Raw genomic sequence first — 19,666 nt, 5'->3', positions numbered from 1 at the left:
ATATCCATACAAACAGATGAAGATTGCAGCCGTAACGTCTATAATCAGCGCCCCACTCAGAGGTAGAACATGACTGTAACGACTTTTTCCGAACTTGAACTCGATGAAAGCCTTCTGGATGCCCTCCAGGAAAAAGGTTTCACTCGCCCGACCGCCATTCAGGCTGCCGCCATTCCGCCTGCGCTCGATGGCCGTGATGTACTCGGTTCTGCGCCGACAGGCACCGGTAAAACGGCGGCATATTTGCTGCCAGCGTTGCAGCACCTGCTCGACTTCCCGCGCAAGAAATCTGGCCCGCCGCGCATTTTGATTTTGACACCGACGCGCGAACTGGCGATGCAGGTTGCCGAACACGCCCGTGAACTGGCGAAGAATACGCATCTGGATATCGCCACGATTACCGGCGGCGTGGCTTACATGAACCACATGGAAGTCTTTAGCGAAAACCAGGACATCGTGGTCGCCACTACCGGTCGTCTGCTGCAGTACATTAAAGAAGAAAACTTCGACTGTCATGCGGTTGAGACACTAATCCTCGATGAAGCAGACCGCATGTTGGACATGGGCTTTGCCCAGGACATCGAGCATATCGCTGGAGAAACCCGCTGGCGTAAGCAAACTATGCTGTTCTCCGCCACGCTGGAAGGCGATGCGATCAAAGATTTTGCTGAGCGTCTGCTGGAGGATCCGGTCGAAGTTTCGGCGGATCCGTCTACCCGCGAACGCAAGAAGATTCATCAGTTTTACTACCGTGCCGATGACATCGAGCACAAAACTGCCCTGCTGATCCATTTGTTAAAACAGCCGGAAGCGACCCGCTCGATTGTCTTCGTACGTAAACGCGAGCGTGTGCACGAGCTGGCAGGCTGGCTGCGCCAGGCGGGCATTAATAACTGCTATCTCGAAGGCGAGATGGTGCAGAACAAACGTAATGAAGCGATCAAACGCCTGACCGATGGTCGTGTGAACGTACTGGTAGCAACCGACGTTGCCGCTCGTGGGATCGATATTCCTGACGTCAGCCACGTGTTTAACTTCGACATGCCGCGCAGTGGCGATGCCTATCTGCACCGCATTGGCCGTACCGGTCGTGCAGGCCGTAAAGGTACTGCGATCTCTTTGGTTGAAGCCCACGACCATCTGCTGCTCGGCAAAGCGAGCCGCTATATTGACGAGCCACTGAAAGCACGCGTCATCGACGAACTGCGTCCAACCACGCGCGCGCCAAGTGAGAAATCTAACGGTAAGCCATCCAAGAAAGTGCTGGCGAAGCGCGCCGAGCAAAAAGCAAAAGAGAAAGAGAAACCGCGGGTGAAAAAACGTCACCGCGACGCCAAAAATGTCGGCAAACGCCGTAAGCCGAGCGGAGCTGCTACCCAGCAGTCCGACAAAGAGTAAACCGAATGCCGGGCCGTTTAGCCCGGCATTTTTTGTGCACAAAAAAGCGGAAGATACGTTGGCATCTTCCGCTTTCAGATTCTCTGCCAGACGGGGTTATTCCCCGTGAACCTTACAGGCTCTCAGTAAAGGTACGAGCAATAACGTCGCGCTGCTGTTCTGGCGTCAGAGAGTTGAAACGCACGGCATAACCAGAAACACGGATGGTCAGCTGCGGATATTTTTCCGGATGCTTAACCGCATCTTCCAGAGTTTCGCGGCGCAGAACGTTCACGTTCAGGTGCTGACCACCTTCCACACGGACTTCCGGCTGTACGTCTACCGGTACTTCACGGTATTCGATTTCACCCAGTTTGCTGACAGCAACGACTTCATCAGCATTGAAACCTGCTTTCGCAACGATGCAGCGTGCTTCGCCTTTTTCGCTGTCCAGCAGCCAGAAAGAGTTCAGCAGGTCGTCATTTGCAGCTTTAGTAATCTGGATACCTGTAATCATTTGATGCCTCCCCGGCAAAATTATTTGATCTCGGTTGGCCGTCATCCGGCCAATTGGTAAAACCATTGTTGCTTGAGTGTATATATACCCCTCACACACCCTTGAATCTTTGATTTAAATCAATAAAAACCACACACGAAAAGTGGTGATAGGTGGATTTTATTGTTTTACATCAACTTACGCCACATGCACAGCTAAACTTTTTACATAAATTTTCAACTATCTTTAAGGGATAGACCCTTGAGAAACGTTCAGAATTTTGCGACGCCGAAAGAAGCAGTTAAGCTAGGGGGATTGAAAATTCGCAGGAGAGCGAGATGGCCACCGAATTAACCTGGCACGATGTGCTGGCAGAAGAGAAACAGCAGCCTTATTTTGTTAACACGCTGCATACTGTGGCGGGCGAGCGTCAGTCAGGTATGACAATTTATCCGCCACAAAAAGATGTATTCAACGCTTTTCGCTTTACCGAACTTGGCGACGTGAAAGTCGTCATCCTGGGGCAGGATCCATACCACGGTCCGGGCCAGGCACACGGTCTCGCGTTTTCTGTCCGCCCCGGTATTGCCACCCCGCCCTCGTTGCTGAACATGTACAAAGAGCTGGAAGCAACGATTCCAGGCTTCACACGCCCAACGCACGGATATCTGGAAAGCTGGGCACGCCAGGGTGTGCTGTTACTCAACACCGTGCTTACCGTCCGTGCCGGGCAGGCACATTCGCACGCCAGTCTGGGATGGGAAACATTTACCGATAAAGTCATCAGCCTGATTAACCAACATCGGGAAGGCGTGGTATTCCTGCTCTGGGGTTCACACGCACAAAAGAAAGGTGCGATTATTGATGCGCAGCGTCACCATGTATTGAAAGCGCCGCACCCATCACCGCTCTCTGCGCATCGCGGTTTCTTTGGCTGCAATCATTTTGTACTGGCTAATGAGTGGCTGGAACAGCGAGGTGAAAAGCCGATTGACTGGACGCCGGTATTACCAGCAGAAAGCGAGTAAAAAAATGCCAGCGAATCGCTGGCATTTTTATTATCAGGCTTTGTTCTGACGCCACCACTCCGCGAGCAGCACGCCGGTCGCGACAGAAACGTTGAGCGTTTCTACGTTGCCCGTACCGTCTATCGCCACGCACAGGTCGTCGGCTGAGCATGCTGCTTCTGGCAGAGCCTCACGCTCACGCCCTAATACCAGCACCATTTTTTCCGGCAACGTGGTAGTAAACAGCGGCTTGCCTTTCACGCTTGAGGTCATCACTACCGTGTAACCCGCATTACGGAAGTCGTCCAGCACATCGACAATACTGTCACCGGTGATCGGCTGAACGTGCTCAGCTCCGCCTTCAGCGGTGCGGATAGCCGCACCTGATTCCAACAGCGCCGCATCCTGTACCACCACGCCTTTCACACCGAAGTGCGCGCAGCTACGCATCATGCCGCCCAGATTGTGCGGGTTAGCAATGTCTTCCAGGGCCAGCACGCAATCCTGCGCCCCGGCCTGACCAACCCACTGCTTAACAGTGGTACCGTTACGTTTTTTGATCAGGAAACAAACGCCGCCATGGTGTTCAGTGCCGGAGGCTTTCGCCAGCTCGGCTTCGTCAACCACGTGGTAGGCTTTGCGGTTCGCCGCCATCCAGCGTAATGCTTCTTTAAAGCGCGGGGTTACGCTCTGAACAAACCAGGCGCGAACAATAGCGTCCGGACGACTCTGGAACAGAGCCTGACAGGCATTCTCACCGTAAACGCGGGTTTCTTCCGCGCGCTGACGACGTAATACTTCAGGATCGATAAAGCTTTTGCCGCTGATACCACCGTGATCGGCTTTGTCTGCTGCATCATCATTCGGTGCGCGGGACACGGTACGCCATGGTGAATCTTCACGTCCACGGTCGCGTTCTACATCGCGGCCACGACCACGTTCGCGACCACGTTCGCTGTTCGGACCCTTTCTGTCATCACGGGCAGGGCGACGACCGCCTTCGGCTCGGGAAGTACCGGGGCGACCGCCGCCTTTACCAGTACGTGGATTTTGGGTGCGTTTATCCGAGTCATCGTCACTGCGGACGTACATCACTTTGACCTTGCCGTTTTTATTCTTCAGTTCGTCGCTCATGTTTTTCTCCACCTGCTCTGCGCGAAGCGCGAAGATTACCCGATGTGCACGTCGTTAGCCATTATTTCATTTAAAAGCTAAGGACTATTGTACTCATTGAATAAAACGCATTGTTGTTTAGAACAGACTCCCCGATAATATGTAACATAATAGAAACATACTGGCGTTACTGCCGTGAAGTCCACTCCACTCATCCAGAGGTTAGTTATGAATACCGTTTGTACCAGCTGCCAGGCTATCAACCGCATCCCCGACGATCGTGTCCAGGAAGCGGCTAAATGCGGACGCTGTGGTCACGACCTGTTTGATGGGGAGGTGATCAATGCGACCGGTGAAACACTGGATAAACTGTTAAAAGACGATCTCCCGGTGGTGGTTGATTTTTGGGCCCCCTGGTGTGGTCCATGCCGTAACTTCGCCCCGATTTTTGAAGATGTCGCGGAAGAGCGTAGCGGTAAAGTGCGTTTTGTTAAAGTGAATACAGAAGCCGAGCGTGAACTCAGCGCCCGTTTCGGTATCCGCAGCATCCCGACCATTATGATCTTCAGAAAAGGTGAAATCGTCGACATGCTTAATGGCGCTGTACCTAAAGCCCCGTTTGATAGCTGGCTTAACGAATCATTATAATCTCTACGGGGCGCATCTTGTGCCCCGTTTTCACCTCTGCGACAATAGCGTTTTTCAACGTGTTCTCCCATGACCGATAACGCTGTTCTTCAGTTACGCGCTGAGCGCCTCGCGCGCGCCACGCGCCCTTTCCTTGCCCGAGGTAATCGCATTCGCCGCTGTCAGCGCTGCCTGCTGCCACTGAAGCTCTGCTTGTGCGCAACGCTGGTGCCGTCTGAGGCCAAAAGCCGCTTTTGTCTGGTGATGTTTGATACCGAGCCGATGAAGCCCAGCAATACGGGACGTTTGATTGCCGATATTTTGCCCGATACCACGGCTTTTCAGTGGTCACGCACCGAACCGCCGCAGGCGTTGCTCGAACTGGTGAAAAATCCGGATTACCAGCCGATGGTTGTATTCCCGGCATCCTATGCGGGCGAAGAGCGTGAAGTGATTTTCGCTCCACCAGCCGGTAAACCGCCGTTGTTTATCATGCTTGATGGTACCTGGCCTGAAGCGCGTAAAATGTTCCGCAAAAGCCCGTACCTTGATAACCTGCCGGTGATCTCCGTTGATTTATCGCGACTTTCCGCTTACCACCTGCGTGGCATTCACGCCGAAGGGCAATACTGTACTGCCGAAGTGGCCATCGCGTTGTTGGATCTGGCGGGCGATACGCAAGCCGCGGAGGGATTGAGCGAACATTTCACTCGCTTTAAAACCCGCTACCTGGCAGGAAAAACTCAACATCAGGGAAGCGTCACAGCAGACTCGCCAGAAAGCGTTTAAAATCATTCGGTCACTGGTGTCATTAAGGAAGCCGATATGAGTCAGCGTGGTCTGGAAGCACTACTGCGACCGAAATCCATTGCGGTGATTGGGGCGTCAATGAAGCCTAATCGCGCAGGTTACCTGATGATGCGTAACCTGCTTGCCGGCGGTTTCAATGGACCTGTTTTACCAGTGACGCCAGCATGGAAAGCGGTGTTGGGCGTCCTGGCCTGGCCCAATATCAACAGCCTGCCTTTTAGCCCAGACCTTGCCGTGTTGTGCACCAATGCCAGCCGCAACCTGGCATTACTCGAAGCGCTTGGCGAGAAAGGCTGTAAAACCTGCATTATTCTTTCAGCTCCCGCATCGCAGCACCTGGAATTGTTGGCCTGCGCCGCACGCTACAACATACGTCTCCTCGGCCCCAACAGCCTGGGACTTCTCGCGCCCTGGCAGGGGCTTAACGCCAGCTTTTCCCCCGTCCCCATCAAGCGCGGTAAGTTGGCATTTATTTCCCAGTCAGCGGCGATTTCCAACACCATTCTGGACTGGGCGCAGCAGCGCGACATGGGTTTTTCCTGGTTTATCGCGCTGGGCGACAGCCTGGATATCGACGTTGATGAACTACTGGATTACCTGGCGCGCGACAGTAAAACCAGCGCGATATTACTGTATCTCGAACATTTAAGTGATGCCCGGCGCTTTGTCTCCGCCGCCCGTAGCGCCTCGCGCAATAAACCCATTCTGGTGATTAAGAGCGGTCGCAGCCCGGCGGCGCAGCGTTTATTGCATACCAGCGCAGGGATGGACCCAGCGTGGGACGCGGCTATCCAGCGCGCCGGTTTATTACGCGTACAAGACACTCACGAGCTGTTCTCTGCGGTAGAAACCCTGAGCCACATGCGTCCACTGCGCGGCGACAGGCTGATGATCATCAGCAATGGGGCCGCGCCTGCCGCACTGGCATTAGATGAGCTGTGGTCAAAAAATGGCAAGTTGGCGACATTGAGTGAAGATACCTGCCAGAAATTACGCGATGCGTTACCTGAACATATTGATATCGCCAACCCGCTGGATCTGCGTGACGACGCCAGCAGCGAACACTACGTTAAGACGCTGGATATCTTGCTCGCCAGCCAGGATTTCGACGCCCTGATGGTGATTCACTCACCCAGCGCAGCCGCCCCGGGAACAGAAAGCGCACAAGCGTTAATCGAGGCGGTAAAACGTCATCCCCGCGGTAAGTTCGTCTCGTTGCTGACCAACTGGTGCGGAGAGTTTTCCTCCCAGGAAGCCCGTAGACTGTTTAGCGAAGCCGGATTACCTACCTACCGCACGCCAGAAGGCACCATCACCGCGTTTATGCATATGGTGGAGTACCGGCGTAACCAGAAGCAACTGCGGGAAACCCCTGCGCTGCCCGATTACCTGACCACCAACACCGCCGAGGCGCATAATCTGTTACAGCAGGCGATTGCTGAAGGAGCAACGTCGCTGGATACCCATGAAGTGCAGCCGATTTTACAAGCCTATGGCTTACACACGCTGCCGACGTGGATCGCCAGCGACAGCGCTGAAGCCGTACACATCGCGGAGCAAATCGGTTACCCGGTGGCGCTAAAGCTGCGTTCTCCTGATATCCCGCATAAATCAGAAGTTCAGGGGGTAATGCTCTACCTGCGAACGGCAACAGAGGTGCAGCAGGCAGCCAATGCGATTTTTGATCGGGTAAAAATGGCCTGGCCGCAGGCGCGCATTCACGGTTTATTAGTACAAAGTATGGCGAATCGCGCTGGCGCTCAGGAGCTGCGCGTCGTCGTTGAACATGACCCGGTATTTGGCCCGTTGATTATGCTTGGTGAAGGCGGAGTTGAGTGGCGACCAGAAGAGCAGGCCGTGGTGGCGTTGCCGCCATTGAACATGAATCTGGCGCGTTATCTGGTGATCCAGGGGATCAAAAATAAAAAGATCCGCGCTCGCAGCGCATTACGCCCATTGGATATCGCCGGGTTAAGTCAGCTTCTGGTGCAGGTCTCCAATCTGATCGTCGATTGCCCGGAAATTCAGCGTCTGGATATTCATCCGCTGTTGGCCTCCGCCGGTGAATTTACCGCGCTGGATGTCACGCTGGACATTGCCCCTTTCACGGGCGATAACGAAAGCAGACTGGCTATACGTCCCTACCCCCATCAGCTTGAAGAATGGGTGGAGTTGAAGAACGGCGAGCGTTGCTTGTTCCGCCCTATTTTGCCCGAGGATGAACCTCATCTACAGCAGTTCATTTCTCAGGTAACAAAAGAAGATCTTTATTATCGCTATTTCAGTGAGATCAACGAATTTACCCACGAAGATTTAGCCAATATGACGCAGATCGACTACGATCGGGAAATGGCCTTTGTTGCGGTACGCTGTAAAAACAATCAGCAAGAGATCCTCGGCGTAACGCGAGCAATCTCGGATCCTGATAACATTGACGCCGAGTTCGCCGTGCTGGTTCGTTCAGATCTCAAAGGGCTTGGACTGGGTCGCCGGTTGATGGAAAAATTAATTGCATATACCCGAGATCACGGACTTAGACGTTTGAATGGTATTACGATGCCAAACAATCGTGGGATGGTCGCCCTGGCCCGGAAACTCGGGTTCGCTGTTGACGTCCAACTCGAAGAGGGAATTGTTGGGCTAACGCTTAATCTGGCCCAATTTGAGGAATCGTGAGTAAGGTACTGGAAATGTTGACCACATTAATAGGTACTGGTGGTATCATTACCCGCTTATGTCGTCTGCATAGCACAGAGGACCCTTCAATGAACAGAGAAGAAATGCACTGTGATGTTGTCAAAATTTAAGCGTAATAAACATCAACAACACCTTGCCCAACTACCCAAGATTTCTCAGTCAGTTGATGATGTAGATTTCTTTTATGCTCCCGCTAATTTCAGGGAGACTCTGCTGGAAAAAATAGCCAGCGCGACGCGACGGATCTGCATTATTGCGCTGTACCTGGAACAGGATGACGGTGGCAAAGGCATACTCGACGCGCTCTATGCGGCAAAACGGCAGCGTCCTGAACTGGATGTCCGGGTGCTTGTCGACTGGCACCGAGCCCAGCGCGGACGTATTGGTGCTGCGGCATCGAATACCAACGCTGACTGGTATTGCCGAATGGCACAAGAAAACCCAGGTATTGATATTCCTGTCTACGGTGTTCCGATTAACACCCGAGAAGCGCTTGGCGTCCTGCATTTTAAAGGCTTTATCATCGATGACAGCGTCCTGTATAGCGGGGCCAGCCTGAATGATGTTTATCTGCATCAGCATGATAAATATCGCTATGACCGTTATCAGTTGATTCGCAACGCGCAAATGGCCGATATTATGTTCGATTGGGTCACGCAGAACCTGATGAACGGTCGCGGCGTTAATCGCCTTGATGATATTAATCGCCCTAAAAGCCCGGAAATTAAAAACGACATCCGCCTGTACCGTCAGGAACTGCGCGATGCGTCATTCCATTTTCAGGGTGATGCGGATAATGAACAGCTTTCGGTAACGCCTCTGGTAGGCCTTGGAAAATCCAGTCTGTTAAATAAGACCATTTTCCACCTTATGCCCTGCGCGGAGCACAAGCTCACAATCTGTACCCCTTATTTCAACCTGCCCGCTATACTGGTGCGCAATATCATTCAGCTGCTGCGTGAAGGCAAAAAGGTCGAGATCATTGTCGGTGATAAAACCGCCAACGACTTTTTCATTCCAGAAGATGAGCCATTTAAAATCATCGGCGCGCTGCCCTACCTGTATGAAATTAACCTGCGCCGTTTCCTGAGCAGACTGCAATATTACGTGAATACCGACCAACTGGTCGTGCGCTTATGGAAAGATGATGACAACACCTATCATCTGAAAGGCATGTGGGTTGATGATAAATGGATGCTGCTCACCGGCAACAACCTTAACCCTCGCGCCTGGCGTCTGGATCTGGAAAACGCCATCCTTATCCACGATCCGAAGCAAGAGCTGACTCCCCAGCGCGATAAAGAACTGGAGCTTATTCGCACGCATACCACCGTCGTTAAGCACTATCGCGACCTGCAAAGCATTGCCGACTATCCAGTCAAAGTGCGTAAGCTCATCCGTCGACTACGCCGTATCCGTATCGACAGACTAATTAGCCGTATTCTGTAACCAAGACCCCGTCAACTGACGGGGTTTTTCCTATGGAGGCAACGGTGCGCTTGTTTATTCTTTTCAGTATCCTGGCTATTTCTGGCTGCAGCCACATGGCAAACGACCGCTGGAGCGGACAAGACAAGGCTCAACACTTTATCGCCTCCGCTATGCTCTCCGCAGCTGGAAACGAATATGCTCAACATCAGGGCAACAGCCGCGATCGCAGCGCGGCTATCGGCCTGATGTTCTCTGTCAGCCTGGGCGCATCAAAAGAGTTATGGGACAGCCGTCCCGCTGGGAGCGGCTGGAGCTGGAAAGACTTCGCCTGGGATGTTGCAGGTGCGTCTACCGGCTATGCGGTCTGGCAACTGGCACATCACTAGAGGCGCAGACCTTTCCCCTTCCCATGCAGCATCAGCGATACCAAAAATGCGACTATTGCCAGTGCTGTAACGTACCAGAAGAATGTTGTTTCCATACCGACAGACTTCAGGGATAACGCAACATATTCGGCTGAGCCACCAAACAGAGCATTGGCCACCGCATAAGATAATCCAACCCCCAGAGCGCGCACCTGTGCCGGGAACATCTCGGCCTTCAGAATACCGCTGATTGACGTATAGAAACTCACAATTAGCAAGGCACACATCACCAGAGCAAACGCCATATACGGAGACGTCACGCTTTGCAACGCTGTCAGAATGGGGACGGTGAAAATCGCGGCCAACGCGCCAAAACACAGCATTGAAGTACGTCGGCCAATTTTATCTGACAAGGCACCGAACAACGGTTGCACCAGCATAAACACACACAGTGCCGCCGTCATAATCCCACTGGCTACGTTGGCATGCATACCGGCAGTGTTAACCAGGTATTTCTGCATGTAAGTTGTGAACGTGTAAAAACACAGCGAGCCAGCAGCGGTAAAGCCAAGCACCATGATGAAGGCTTTGCGATTACGCCACAGACCTTTCAGAGAGCCAGCTTCTTTCAGCGCACGAACGTCCTGTTTCGAGGTTTCATCCAACTGTCGACGCAGCCATAACGCAACAATAGCCAGTACGGCACCCAACGCAAATGGAATACGCCAACCCCACGATCTTAGCGCTGAGTCTTCTAACGTTTGCTGTAATATGACCACAACCAGCAGTGCCAGTAATTGCCCGCCGATTAACGTCACGTACTGGAAGGAAGCATAAAAACCTTTCTTACCTTCAACGGCTACTTCACTCATATAGGTAGCGCTGGTCCCGTATTCACCACCCACAGACAGCCCCTGAAATAACCTAGCCAGCAGCAATAGAGCAGGAGCCCAGGTACCGATGGTTTCATATCCCGGAAGACAAGCGATCACCAGCGATCCCATACACATCATACAAACTGACAGCAGCATCGACTTTTTACGCCCGTGCTTATCCGCGATGCGACCAAACAGCCAGCCGCCAATCGGTCGCATCAGAAAGCCTGCAGCAAAAACTCCGGCTGTTTGTAAGAGTTGCGTGGTGGTGTTTCCTGATGGAAAAAAGATATGAGCAAAATAGAGAGAGCAGAAAGAATAGATATAGAAATCAAACCATTCGACCAGATTCCCTGATGATGCTCCGACAATCGCCCATATACGACGCCGAGTATCGCCGTCTGCCAGCGCCCCGTTCTCAGTTACACTGCTATCAGCCATTAGAATTGTACCCCTGCCAACGATTGCATTAATTTATCAATGGTGGTTGTGTCTTTTTTGGTGAAATAAATGTTATATAATTGTTATAACTTATTATGAGAGAAAGATCACGGTTTTCATTAGCAGAGAAAGGATTCAGATATGTTCGAGAAAGAGAAAAATCGGTTTGAAATAGAGTGGGCTTTTATGGGCTGGATAAAATGGTACGCTGCATCCGGCAGTTCTCATTCCCTGCAGACGCAAAAAAGCCCATCCGGCAGGATGGGCTTCTTCACTTGTTTGATGCCTGGCAGTTCCCTACTCTCGCATGGGGAGACCCCACACTACCATCGGCGCTACGGCGTTTCACTTCTGAGTTCGGCATGGGGTCAGGTGGGACCACCGCGCTACAGCCGCCAGGCAAATTCTGTTTATCAACACGCTTTTCGCATGTCGATGTAATCTGTAATCAAGCTGAATTTCGATGTCTCATCCGCCAAAACATCTTCGGCGTTGTAAGGTTAAGCCTCACGGTTCATTAGTATCGGTTAGCTCAACGTATCGCTACGCTTACACACCCGACCTATCAACGTCGTCGTCTTCAACGTTCCTTCAGGACCCTTAAAGGGTCAGGGAGAACTCATCTCGGGGCAAGTTTCGTGCTTAGATGCTTTCAGCACTTATCTCTTCCGCATTTAGCTACCGGGCAATGCCATTGGCATGACAACCCGAACACCAGTGATGCGTCCACTCCGGTCCTCTCGTACTAGGAGCAGCCCCCCTCAATTCTCCAGCGCCCACGGCAGATAGGGACCGAACTGTCTCACGACGTTCTAAACCCAGCTCGCGTACCACTTTAAATGGCGAACAGCCATACCCTTGGGACCTACTTCAGCCCCAGGATGTGATGAGCCGACATCGAGGTGCCAAACACCGCCGTCGATATGAACTCTTGGGCGGTATCAGCCTGTTATCCCCGGAGTACCTTTTATCCGTTGAGCGATGGCCCTTCCATTCAGAACCACCGGATCACTAAGACCTGCTTTCGCACCTGCTCGAGCCGTCACTCTCGCAGTCAAGCTAGCTTATGCCTTTGCACTAACCTCCTGATGTCCGACCAGGATTAGCTAACCTTCGTGCTCCTCCGTTACTCTTTAGGAGGAGACCGCCCCAGTCAAACTACCCACCAGACACTGTCCGCAACCCGGATCACGGGTCTACGTTAGAACACCAGCCATTAAAGGGTGGTATTTCAAGGTTGGCTCCATGCAGACTGGCGTCCACACTTCAAAGCCTCCCACCTATCCTACACATCAAGGACCAGTGTTCAGTGTCAAGCTATAGTAAAGGTTCACGGGGTCTTTCCGTCTTGCCGCGGGTACACTGCATCTTCACAGCGAGTTCAATTTCACTGAGTCTCGGGTGGAGACAGCCTGGCCATCATTACGCCATTCGTGCAGGTCGGAACTTACCCGACAAGGAATTTCGCTACCTTAGGACCGTTATAGTTACGGCCGCCGTTTACCGGGGCTTCGATCAAGAGCTTCTCCTTACGGATAACCCCATCAATTAACCTTCCGGCACCGGGCAGGCGTCACACCGTATACGTCCACTTTCGTGTTTGCACAGTGCTGTGTTTTTAATAAACAGTTGCAGCCAGCTGGTATCTTCGACTGATTTCAGCTCCATGAGTAAATCACTTCACCTACATATCAGCGTGCCTTCTCCCGAAGTTACGGCACCATTTTGCCTAGTTCCTTCACCCGAGTTCTCTCAAGCGCCTTGGTATTCTCTACCTGACCACCTGTGTCGGTTTGGGGTACGATTTTGTGTTACCTGATGCTTAGAGGCTTTTCCTGGAAGCAGGGCATTTGTTACTTCAGCACCGTAGTGCCTCGTCATCACACCTCAGCGTTAACAAGACTCCGGATTTACCTGGAATCTCCGCCTACATGCTTAAACCGGGACAACCGTCGCCCGGCTAACATAGCCTTCTCCGTCCCCCCCTCGCAGTAACACCAAGTACAGGAATATTAACCTGTTTCCCATCGACTACGCCTTTCGGCCTCGCCTTAGGGGTCGACTCACCCTGCCCCGATTAACGTTGGACAGGAACCCTTGGTCTTCCGGCGTGCGGGTTTTTCACCCGCATTATCGTTACTTATGTCAGCATTCGCACTTCTGATACCTCCAGCATGCCTCACAGCACACCTTCAACGGCTTACAGAACGCTCCCCTACCCAACAACACATAGTGTCGCTGCCGCAGCTTCGGTGCATGGTTTAGCCCCGTTACATCTTCCGCGCAGGCCGACTCGACCAGTGAGCTATTACGCTTTCTTTAAATGATGGCTGCTTCTAAGCCAACATCCTGGCTGTCTGTGCCTTCCCACATCGTTTCCCACTTAACCATGACTTTGGGACCTTAGCTGGCGGTCTGGGTTGTTTCCCTCTTCACGACGGACGTTAGCACCCGCCGTGTGTCTCCCGTGATAACATTCTTCGGTATTCGCAGTTTGCATCGGGTTGGTAAGTCGGGATGACCCCCTAGCCGAAACAGTGCTCTACCCCCGAAGATGAGTTCACGAGGCGCTACCTAAATAGCTTTCGGGGAGAACCAGCTATCTCCCGGTTTGATTGGCCTTTCACCCCCAGCCACAAGTCATCCGCTAATTTTTCAACATTAGTCGGTTCGGTCCTCCAGTTAGTGTTACCCAACCTTCAACCTGCCCATGGCTAGATCACCGGGTTTCGGGTCTATACCCTGCAACTTAACGCCCAGTTAAGACTCGGTTTCCCTTCGGCTCCCCTATTCGGTTAACCTTGCTACAGAATATAAGTCGCTGACCCATTATACAAAAGGTACGCAGTCACCCCATAAAGAGGCTCCCACTGCTTGTACGTACACGGTTTCAGGTTCTTTTTCACTCCCCTCGCCGGGGTTCTTTTCGCCTTTCCCTCACGGTACTGGTTCACTATCGGTCAGTCAGGAGTATTTAGCCTTGGAGGATGGTCCCCCCATATTCAGACAGGATACCACGTGTCCCGCCCTACTCTTCGAGTTCACAACACATGCACTTTTGTGTACGGGGCTATCACCCTGTATCGCCGGACTTTCCAGACCGTTCCACTACCACACATGCTGATTCAGACTCTGGGCTGCTCCCCGTTCGCTCGCCGCTACTGGGGGAATCTCGGTTGATTTCTTTTCCTCGGGGTACTTAGATGTTTCAGTTCCCCCGGTTCGCTTCATTACGCTATGTATTCACGTAATGATAGTGTGACGAATCACACTGGGTTTCCCCATTCGGAAATCGCCGGTTATAACGGTTCATATCACCTTACCGACGCTTATCGCAGATTAGCACGTCCTTCATCGCCTCTGACTGCCAGGGCATCCACCGTGTACGCTTAGTCGCTTAACCTCACAACCCGAAGATGTTTCGTAAAACATTTCAGTGTTGCGAAAATTTGAGAGACTCGAACACACCGCTTTTCATTTCTTGTTTACGGAGAAATGAAACAGTGTGTCGTTTCAATTTTCAGCTTGATCCAGATTTTTAAAGAGCAAATATCTCAAACGAGACTCGAAAGTCTGTTTTGAGATACTTCGGTCGGCGACTTTCACTCACACATACCAGCAAGTGGCGTCCCCTAGGGGATTCGAACCCCTGTTACCGCCGTGAAAGGGCGGTGTCCTGGGCCTCTAGACGAAGGGGACACTGAAGTCTCAACGCAAGACGCCTTGCTATTTACTTTTCATCAGACAATCTGTGTGAGCACTACAAAGAACGTTTCTTTAAGGTAAGGAGGTGATCCAACCGCAGGTTCCCCTACGGTTACCTTGTTACGACTTCACCCCAGTCATGAATCACAAAGTGGTAAGCGCCCTCCCGAAGGTTAAGCTACCTACTTCTTTTGCAACCCACTCCCATGGTGTGACGGGCGGTGTGTACAAGGCCCGGGAACGTATTCACCGTGGCATTCTGATCCACGATTACTAGCGATTCCGACTTCATGGAGTCGAGTTGCAGACTCCAATCCGGACTACGACATACTTTATGAGGTCCGCTTGCTCTCGCGAGGTCGCTTCTCTTTGTATATGCCATTGTAGCACGTGTGTAGCCCTACTCGTAAGGGCCATGATGACTTGACGTCATCCCCACCTTCCTCCAGTTTATCACTGGCAGTCTCCTTTGAGTTCCCGGCCGGACCGCTGGCAACAAAGGATAAGGGTTGCGCTCGTTGCGGGACTTAACCCAACATTTCACAACACGAGCTGACGACAGCCATGCAGCACCTGTCTCACGGTTCCCGAAGGCACCAAGGCATCTCTGCCAAGTTCCGTGGATGTCAAGAGTAGGTAAGGTTCTTCGCGTTGCATCGAATTAAACCACATGCTCCACCGCTTGTGCGGGCCCCCGTCAATTCATTTGAGTTTTAACCTTGCGGCCGTACTCCCCAGGCGGTCGACTTAACGCGTTAGCTCCGGAAGCCACGCCTCAAGGGCACAACCTCCAAGTCGACATCGTTTACGGCGTGGACTACCAGGGTATCTAATCCTGTTTGCTCCCCACGCTTTCGCACCTGAGCGTCAGTCTTTGTCCAGGGGGCCGCCTTCGCCACCGGTATTCCTCCAGATCTCTACGCATTTCACCGCTACACCTGGAATTCTACCCCCCTCTACAAGACTCTAGCCTGCCAGTTTCGGATGCAGTTCCCAGGTTGAGCCCGGGGATTTCACATCCGACTTGACAGACCGCCTGCGTGCGCTTTACGCCCAGTAATTCCGATTAACGCTTGCACCCTCCGTATTACCGCGGCTGCTGGCACGGAGTTAGCCGGTGCTTCTTCTGCGAGTAACGTCAATTGCTGCGGTTATTAACCACAACACCTTCCTCCTCGCTGAAAGTACTTTACAACCCGAAGGCCTTCTTCATACACGCGGCATGGCTGCATCAGGCTTGCGCCCATTGTGCAATATTCCCCACTGCTGCCTCCCGTAGGAGTCTGGACCGTGTCTCAGTTCCAGTGTGGCTGGTCATCCTCTCAGACCAGCTAGGGATCGTCGCCTAGGTGAGCCGTTACCCCACCTACTAGCTAATCCCATCTGGGCACATCCGATGGCAAGAGGCCCGAAGGTCCCCCTCTTTGGTCTTGCGACGTTATGCGGTATTAGCTACCGTTTCCAGTAGTTATCCCCCTCCATCGGGCAGTTTCCCAGACATTACTCACCCGTCCGCCACTCGTCACCCAAGGAGCAAGCTCCTCTGTGCTACCGTTCGACTTGCATGTGTTAGGCCTGCCGCCAGCGTTCAATCTGAGCCATGATCAAACTCTTCAATTTAAGTTTGATGCTCGTGAATTAAACTTCGTAATGAATTACGTGTTCACTCAGAGACTTGGTATTCATTTTTCGTCTTGCGACGTTAAGAATCCGTATCTTCGAGTGCCCACACAGATTGTCTGATAAATTGTTAAAGAGCAGTGCCGCTTCGCTTTTTCTCAGCGGCGCGGGGTGTGCATATTACGCCATCCCGCTACAGAGTCAAGCGTTTATTTTCGCTTTTCTCCGCTGACCCGGCGGTTTGTAATCCGTTGTTCCGTGTCAGTGGAGGCGCATTATAGGGAGTTATTTCAGGCTGACAAGTTAAAAATACAAAAAACTTATCAAGCGACTACTTTTCAACCATTACATTGATTTTTGCTTTGTTTTTAAACAAAAACGAGCCCCGCAGGGCTCGTTTATTGTCGTTTTGTGACTTACTGCACTGCCACAATGCGATCGTCATTCACTTCCAGCCGAATCGTTTTGCCAGGAATCAGCTCACCAGACAGAATTTGCTGCGCCAGCGGGTTTTCGATCTGTTGCTGGATAGCACGTTTGAGTGGACGTGCGCCATACACCGGATCGTAACCATTCGCACTCAGCAGTTTAAGCGCCTCGTCAGAGATATGGATTTCATAGCCACGCTCTTCCAGACGTTTATACAGACGTTGCAGTTGGATCTGTGCAATAGAAGCAATGTGCTGCTCACCCAACGGATGGAATACAACAACTTCATCTATACGATTGATGAATTCCGGGCGGAAATTATGGCTCACGACGCCCAGGACCATATCCTTCATGTGGCCGTAGTCCAGCTCACCGAAGCGTTCCTGAATCAGATCGGACCCCAGGTTCGAGGTCATGATGACAACCGTATTACGGAAGTCGACCGTTCTCCCCTGCCCGTCAGTCAGACGACCATCGTCAAGCACCTGCAACAGAATATTGAACACATCCGGGTGCGCTTTCTCCACTTCATCCAGCAGGATGACAGAGTAAGGACGACGACGTACCGCTTCTGTCAGATATCCACCTTCCTCATAGCCGACATATCCCGGAGGCGCCCCGACCAGACGAGACACCGAGTGTTTCTCCATAAACTCGGACATATCGATACGCACCATGGCATCATCACTGTCGAACATAAAGTTTGCCAGCGCTTTGCACAGTTCAGTTTTACCGACACCGGTTGGGCCGAGGAACAAGAACGAACCAATCGGGCGATTTGGATCGGACAAGCCAGCACGGCTACGACGGATGGCGTTAGAAACGGCTTCCACCGCTTCGTTCTGGCCAATCACGCGGCTGTGCAACTGCTGCTCCATACGCAACAGTTTTTCCCGTTCGCCTTCCAGCATGCGAGCAACCGGGATCCCGGTCCAGCGCGCCAGCACTTCTGCAATTTCTGCATCCGTGACTTTATTACGCAGCAGACGCATGGTTTTGCCTTCAGACTGGGTGGCTGCTTCCAGCTGTTTTTCCAGTTCAGGAATTTTGCCGTACTGCAGTTCAGACATCCGCGCCAGGTCGCCGACACGACGCGCCTGTTCGATGGCGATTTTCGCCTGCTCCAGCTCAGCCTTGATAGTTTGCGTTCCCGAAAGGGATGCTTTTTCAGCTTTCCACTCTTCTTCTAATTCAGAATACTGGCGCTCTTTATCGTCCAGCTCTTCGTTGAGCATATCGAGACGTTTTTTACTCGCCTCATCAGACTCTTTCATTAATGCCTGCTGTTCCAGTTTGAGCTGGATAATACGGCGGTCGAGTCTGTCGAGTTCCTCCGGCTTGGAGTCAATCTGCATACGAATGCTGGATGCCGCCTCATCGATAAGGTCGATAGCTTTGTCCGGCAACTGACGATCGGCAATATAGCGGTGAGACAGCGTAGCTGCCGCAACAATCGCCGGGTCAGTGATCTGCACATGGTGGTGCAGCTCATAACGTTCTTTCAGGCCACGCAGAATCGCGATGGTGTCTTCTACTGAAGGTTCGGCTACAAATACTTTCTGGAAACGACGTTCCAGTGCCGCATCTTTTTCGATGTACTGGCGATATTCATCAAGCGTTGTTGCGCCTACACAGTGCAGTTCCCCGCGTGCCAGCGCAGGTTTCAGCATGTTCCCGGCGTCCATTGCGCCATCGGCTTTACCCGCCCCAACCATGGTATGCAGCTCATCAATAAACAGGATGACATTGCCTTCCTGTTTCGAGAGATCGTTCAGCACGCCTTTTAAGCGTTCTTCAAACTCACCACGATATTTGGCCCCAGCCACCAGCGCGCCCATATCCAGCGCCAGCACACGGCGACCTTTTAAGCCTTCCGGCACTTCACCATTGATAATTCGTTGGGCCAGCCCTTCAACGATGGCCGTTTTACCAACACCTGGTTCGCCGATTAACACCGGGTTATTTTTAGTACGACGCTGCAGTACCTGAATGGTACGGCGAATTTCTTCATCACGCCCGATAACCGGATCGAGTTTGCCCTGCTCGGCACGTTCGGTCAGGTCGACGGTATATTTTTTCAAGGCCTGACGTTGGTCTTCTGCCCCCTGGTCATTCACGCTTTCACCTCCACGCATTTGTTCAATTGCCTGAGTGATATTCGCGGTCGTCGCACCTGCTGATTTTAGTAAATCGGTCAGCGTACCGCGTGACTCAAGCGCCGCCAGTACGAACAGTTCTGACGAAATAAAGTTGTCCCCACGTTTTTGCGCCAGCTTGTCGCAAAGATTCAGTACACGCACCAGATCCTGAGAAGGTTGCACATCACCGCCGGTACCTTCTACCTGCGGCAACCGGCTCAACGCCTGGTCAATGGCTGTACGTAACTGGCCAGCATTAATGCCAGCAGACGTTAATAAAGGACGTACCGATCCCCCTTCCTGATTCAGCAAGGCGCTCATTAGATGAAGTGGTTCGATGAATTGATTGTCGTGCCCCAATGCGAGTGACTGGGCATCGGCAAGAGCAAGCTGGAATTTATTAGTAAGACGATCCAGACGCATAACTCCTCCCATAACAGGTCAAAATTGCTACTGGAGATTAAATGAGGTCATCCCTCAATTATTCAAGGTGAATGACCTGAATTATGTGAAAAGAAAATTACACGTACCGGAT

Annotated in this window: 11 protein-coding genes, 1 tRNA gene and 3 rRNA genes; 7 read left to right on the top strand and 8 right to left on the bottom strand. The window is 52.2% G+C overall.

The window, feature by feature from the left end:
• Positions 1–69 precede the first annotated feature (69 nt).
• Positions 70–1,398 carry an ATP-dependent RNA helicase SrmB gene (gene srmB / locus HV243_RS06265; protein WP_016157176.1) on the top strand — a complete coding sequence of 443 codons (1,329 nt, stop codon included), beginning with the start codon at positions 70–72 and terminating at the stop codon, positions 1,396–1,398.
• Between the two features lie 112 nt (positions 1,399–1,510).
• On the opposite strand, the gene grcA is transcribed toward srmB, so the two are convergent.
• Positions 1,511–1,894 carry an autonomous glycyl radical cofactor GrcA gene (grcA, locus tag HV243_RS06260; RefSeq protein ID WP_003037563.1) on the bottom strand — a complete coding sequence of 128 codons (384 nt, stop codon included), beginning with the start codon at positions 1,892–1,894 and terminating at the stop codon, positions 1,511–1,513.
• Between the two features lie 317 nt (positions 1,895–2,211).
• On the opposite strand from grcA, the gene ung reads away from it, so the two are divergent.
• Entirely contained in the window at positions 2,212–2,901 is a 690-nt protein-coding gene (ung, locus tag HV243_RS06255) for a uracil-DNA glycosylase (RefSeq protein WP_016154055.1), read from the top strand.
• Between the two features lie 33 nt (positions 2,902–2,934).
• Here the strand turns inward: ung and HV243_RS06250 are convergent, their stop codons facing one another.
• Positions 2,935–4,014 (bottom strand): tRNA/rRNA methyltransferase, encoded by a 1,080-nt coding sequence (locus tag HV243_RS06250; protein ID WP_046275240.1) that lies wholly within the window; start codon positions 4,012–4,014, stop codon positions 2,935–2,937.
• Positions 4,015–4,221: 207 nt separating this feature from the next.
• Here HV243_RS06250 and trxC point away from each other — a divergent pair, with 207 nt between their 5' ends.
• From trxC to HV243_RS06225, 5 genes are all read left to right on the top strand, one after another.
• The gene (gene trxC / locus HV243_RS06245; protein ID WP_003037559.1) at positions 4,222–4,641 is read left to right on the top strand and encodes a thioredoxin TrxC; all 420 of its coding nucleotides are present in this window, start codon (positions 4,222–4,224) and stop codon (positions 4,639–4,641) included.
• Positions 4,642–4,710: 69 nt separating this feature from the next.
• Positions 4,711–5,409: a tRNA-uridine aminocarboxypropyltransferase gene (gene tapT / locus HV243_RS06240; protein ID WP_016154057.1), complete on the top strand. Its 699-nt coding sequence runs from the start codon at positions 4,711–4,713 to the stop codon at positions 5,407–5,409.
• Positions 5,410–5,445: 36 nt separating this feature from the next.
• Positions 5,446–8,106 (top strand): protein lysine acetyltransferase, encoded by a 2,661-nt coding sequence (gene pat, locus HV243_RS06235; protein ID WP_016157179.1) that lies wholly within the window; start codon positions 5,446–5,448, stop codon positions 8,104–8,106.
• Between the two features lie 114 nt (positions 8,107–8,220).
• Positions 8,221–9,576 carry a CDP-diacylglycerol--serine O-phosphatidyltransferase gene (gene pssA, locus HV243_RS06230; protein WP_003835350.1) on the top strand — a complete coding sequence of 452 codons (1,356 nt, stop codon included), beginning with the start codon at positions 8,221–8,223 and terminating at the stop codon, positions 9,574–9,576.
• A 44-nt stretch (positions 9,577–9,620) separates the two neighbouring features.
• Positions 9,621–9,944 (top strand): YfiM family lipoprotein, encoded by a 324-nt coding sequence (locus HV243_RS06225; RefSeq protein ID WP_016157180.1) that lies wholly within the window; start codon positions 9,621–9,623, stop codon positions 9,942–9,944.
• On the opposite strand, the gene HV243_RS06220 is transcribed toward HV243_RS06225, so the two are convergent.
• The 6 genes from HV243_RS06220 to clpB all read right to left on the bottom strand — a co-directional run bounded on the left by HV243_RS06220 (position 9,941) and on the right by clpB (position 19,554).
• The gene (locus tag HV243_RS06220; RefSeq protein WP_016154060.1) at positions 9,941–11,239 is read right to left on the bottom strand and encodes an MFS transporter; all 1,299 of its coding nucleotides are present in this window, start codon (positions 11,237–11,239) and stop codon (positions 9,941–9,943) included. The two genes, HV243_RS06225 and HV243_RS06220, sit on opposite strands and share 4 nt — an antisense overlap.
• A gap of 284 nt (positions 11,240–11,523) precedes the next feature.
• Positions 11,524–11,639: ribosomal RNA gene (gene rrf / locus HV243_RS06215) — 5S ribosomal RNA — on the bottom strand.
• Positions 11,640–11,735: 96 nt separating this feature from the next.
• Positions 11,736–14,642 (bottom strand): 23S ribosomal RNA (locus tag HV243_RS06210).
• A gap of 220 nt (positions 14,643–14,862) precedes the next feature.
• Positions 14,863–14,938 (bottom strand) — tRNA-Glu (locus HV243_RS06205).
• Between the two features lie 84 nt (positions 14,939–15,022).
• Positions 15,023–16,564: ribosomal RNA gene (locus tag HV243_RS06200) — 16S ribosomal RNA — on the bottom strand.
• Together the 16S, 23S and 5S rRNA genes with 1 tRNA gene alongside form the textbook arrangement of a ribosomal RNA operon.
• A 416-nt stretch (positions 16,565–16,980) precedes the next feature.
• Entirely contained in the window at positions 16,981–19,554 is a 2,574-nt protein-coding gene (clpB, locus tag HV243_RS06195) for an ATP-dependent chaperone ClpB (protein WP_016154061.1), read from the bottom strand.
• Positions 19,555–19,666: the final 112 nt, after the last annotated feature.

It is taken from the genome of Citrobacter sp. RHBSTW-00599 (genome assembly GCF_013784065.1).
In the GTDB taxonomy this organism is placed as follows: Bacteria; Pseudomonadota; Gammaproteobacteria; order Enterobacterales; family Enterobacteriaceae; genus Citrobacter; species Citrobacter braakii.
Note: the sequence above shows the minus strand (reverse complement) of the source record. Positions and strands in the feature narration are given on the sequence as shown.

Coding starts and splice junctions, on each gene's coding strand:
- srmB (WP_016157176.1), top strand. CDS start 70: ATGACTGTAACGACTTTTTCCGAACTTGAACTCGATGAAAGCCTTCTG.
- grcA (WP_003037563.1), bottom strand. CDS start 1,894: ATGATTACAGGTATCCAGATTACTAAAGCTGCAAATGACGACCTGCTG.
- ung (WP_016154055.1), top strand. CDS start 2,212: ATGGCCACCGAATTAACCTGGCACGATGTGCTGGCAGAAGAGAAACAG.
- HV243_RS06250 (WP_046275240.1), bottom strand. CDS start 4,014: ATGAGCGACGAACTGAAGAATAAAAACGGCAAGGTCAAAGTGATGTAC.
- trxC (WP_003037559.1), top strand. CDS start 4,222: ATGAATACCGTTTGTACCAGCTGCCAGGCTATCAACCGCATCCCCGAC.
- tapT (WP_016154057.1), top strand. CDS start 4,711: ATGACCGATAACGCTGTTCTTCAGTTACGCGCTGAGCGCCTCGCGCGC.
- pat (WP_016157179.1), top strand. CDS start 5,446: ATGAGTCAGCGTGGTCTGGAAGCACTACTGCGACCGAAATCCATTGCG.
- pssA (WP_003835350.1), top strand. CDS start 8,221: ATGTTGTCAAAATTTAAGCGTAATAAACATCAACAACACCTTGCCCAA.
- HV243_RS06220 (WP_016154060.1), bottom strand. CDS start 11,239: ATGGCTGATAGCAGTGTAACTGAGAACGGGGCGCTGGCAGACGGCGAT.
- clpB (WP_016154061.1), bottom strand. CDS start 19,554: ATGCGTCTGGATCGTCTTACTAATAAATTCCAGCTTGCTCTTGCCGAT.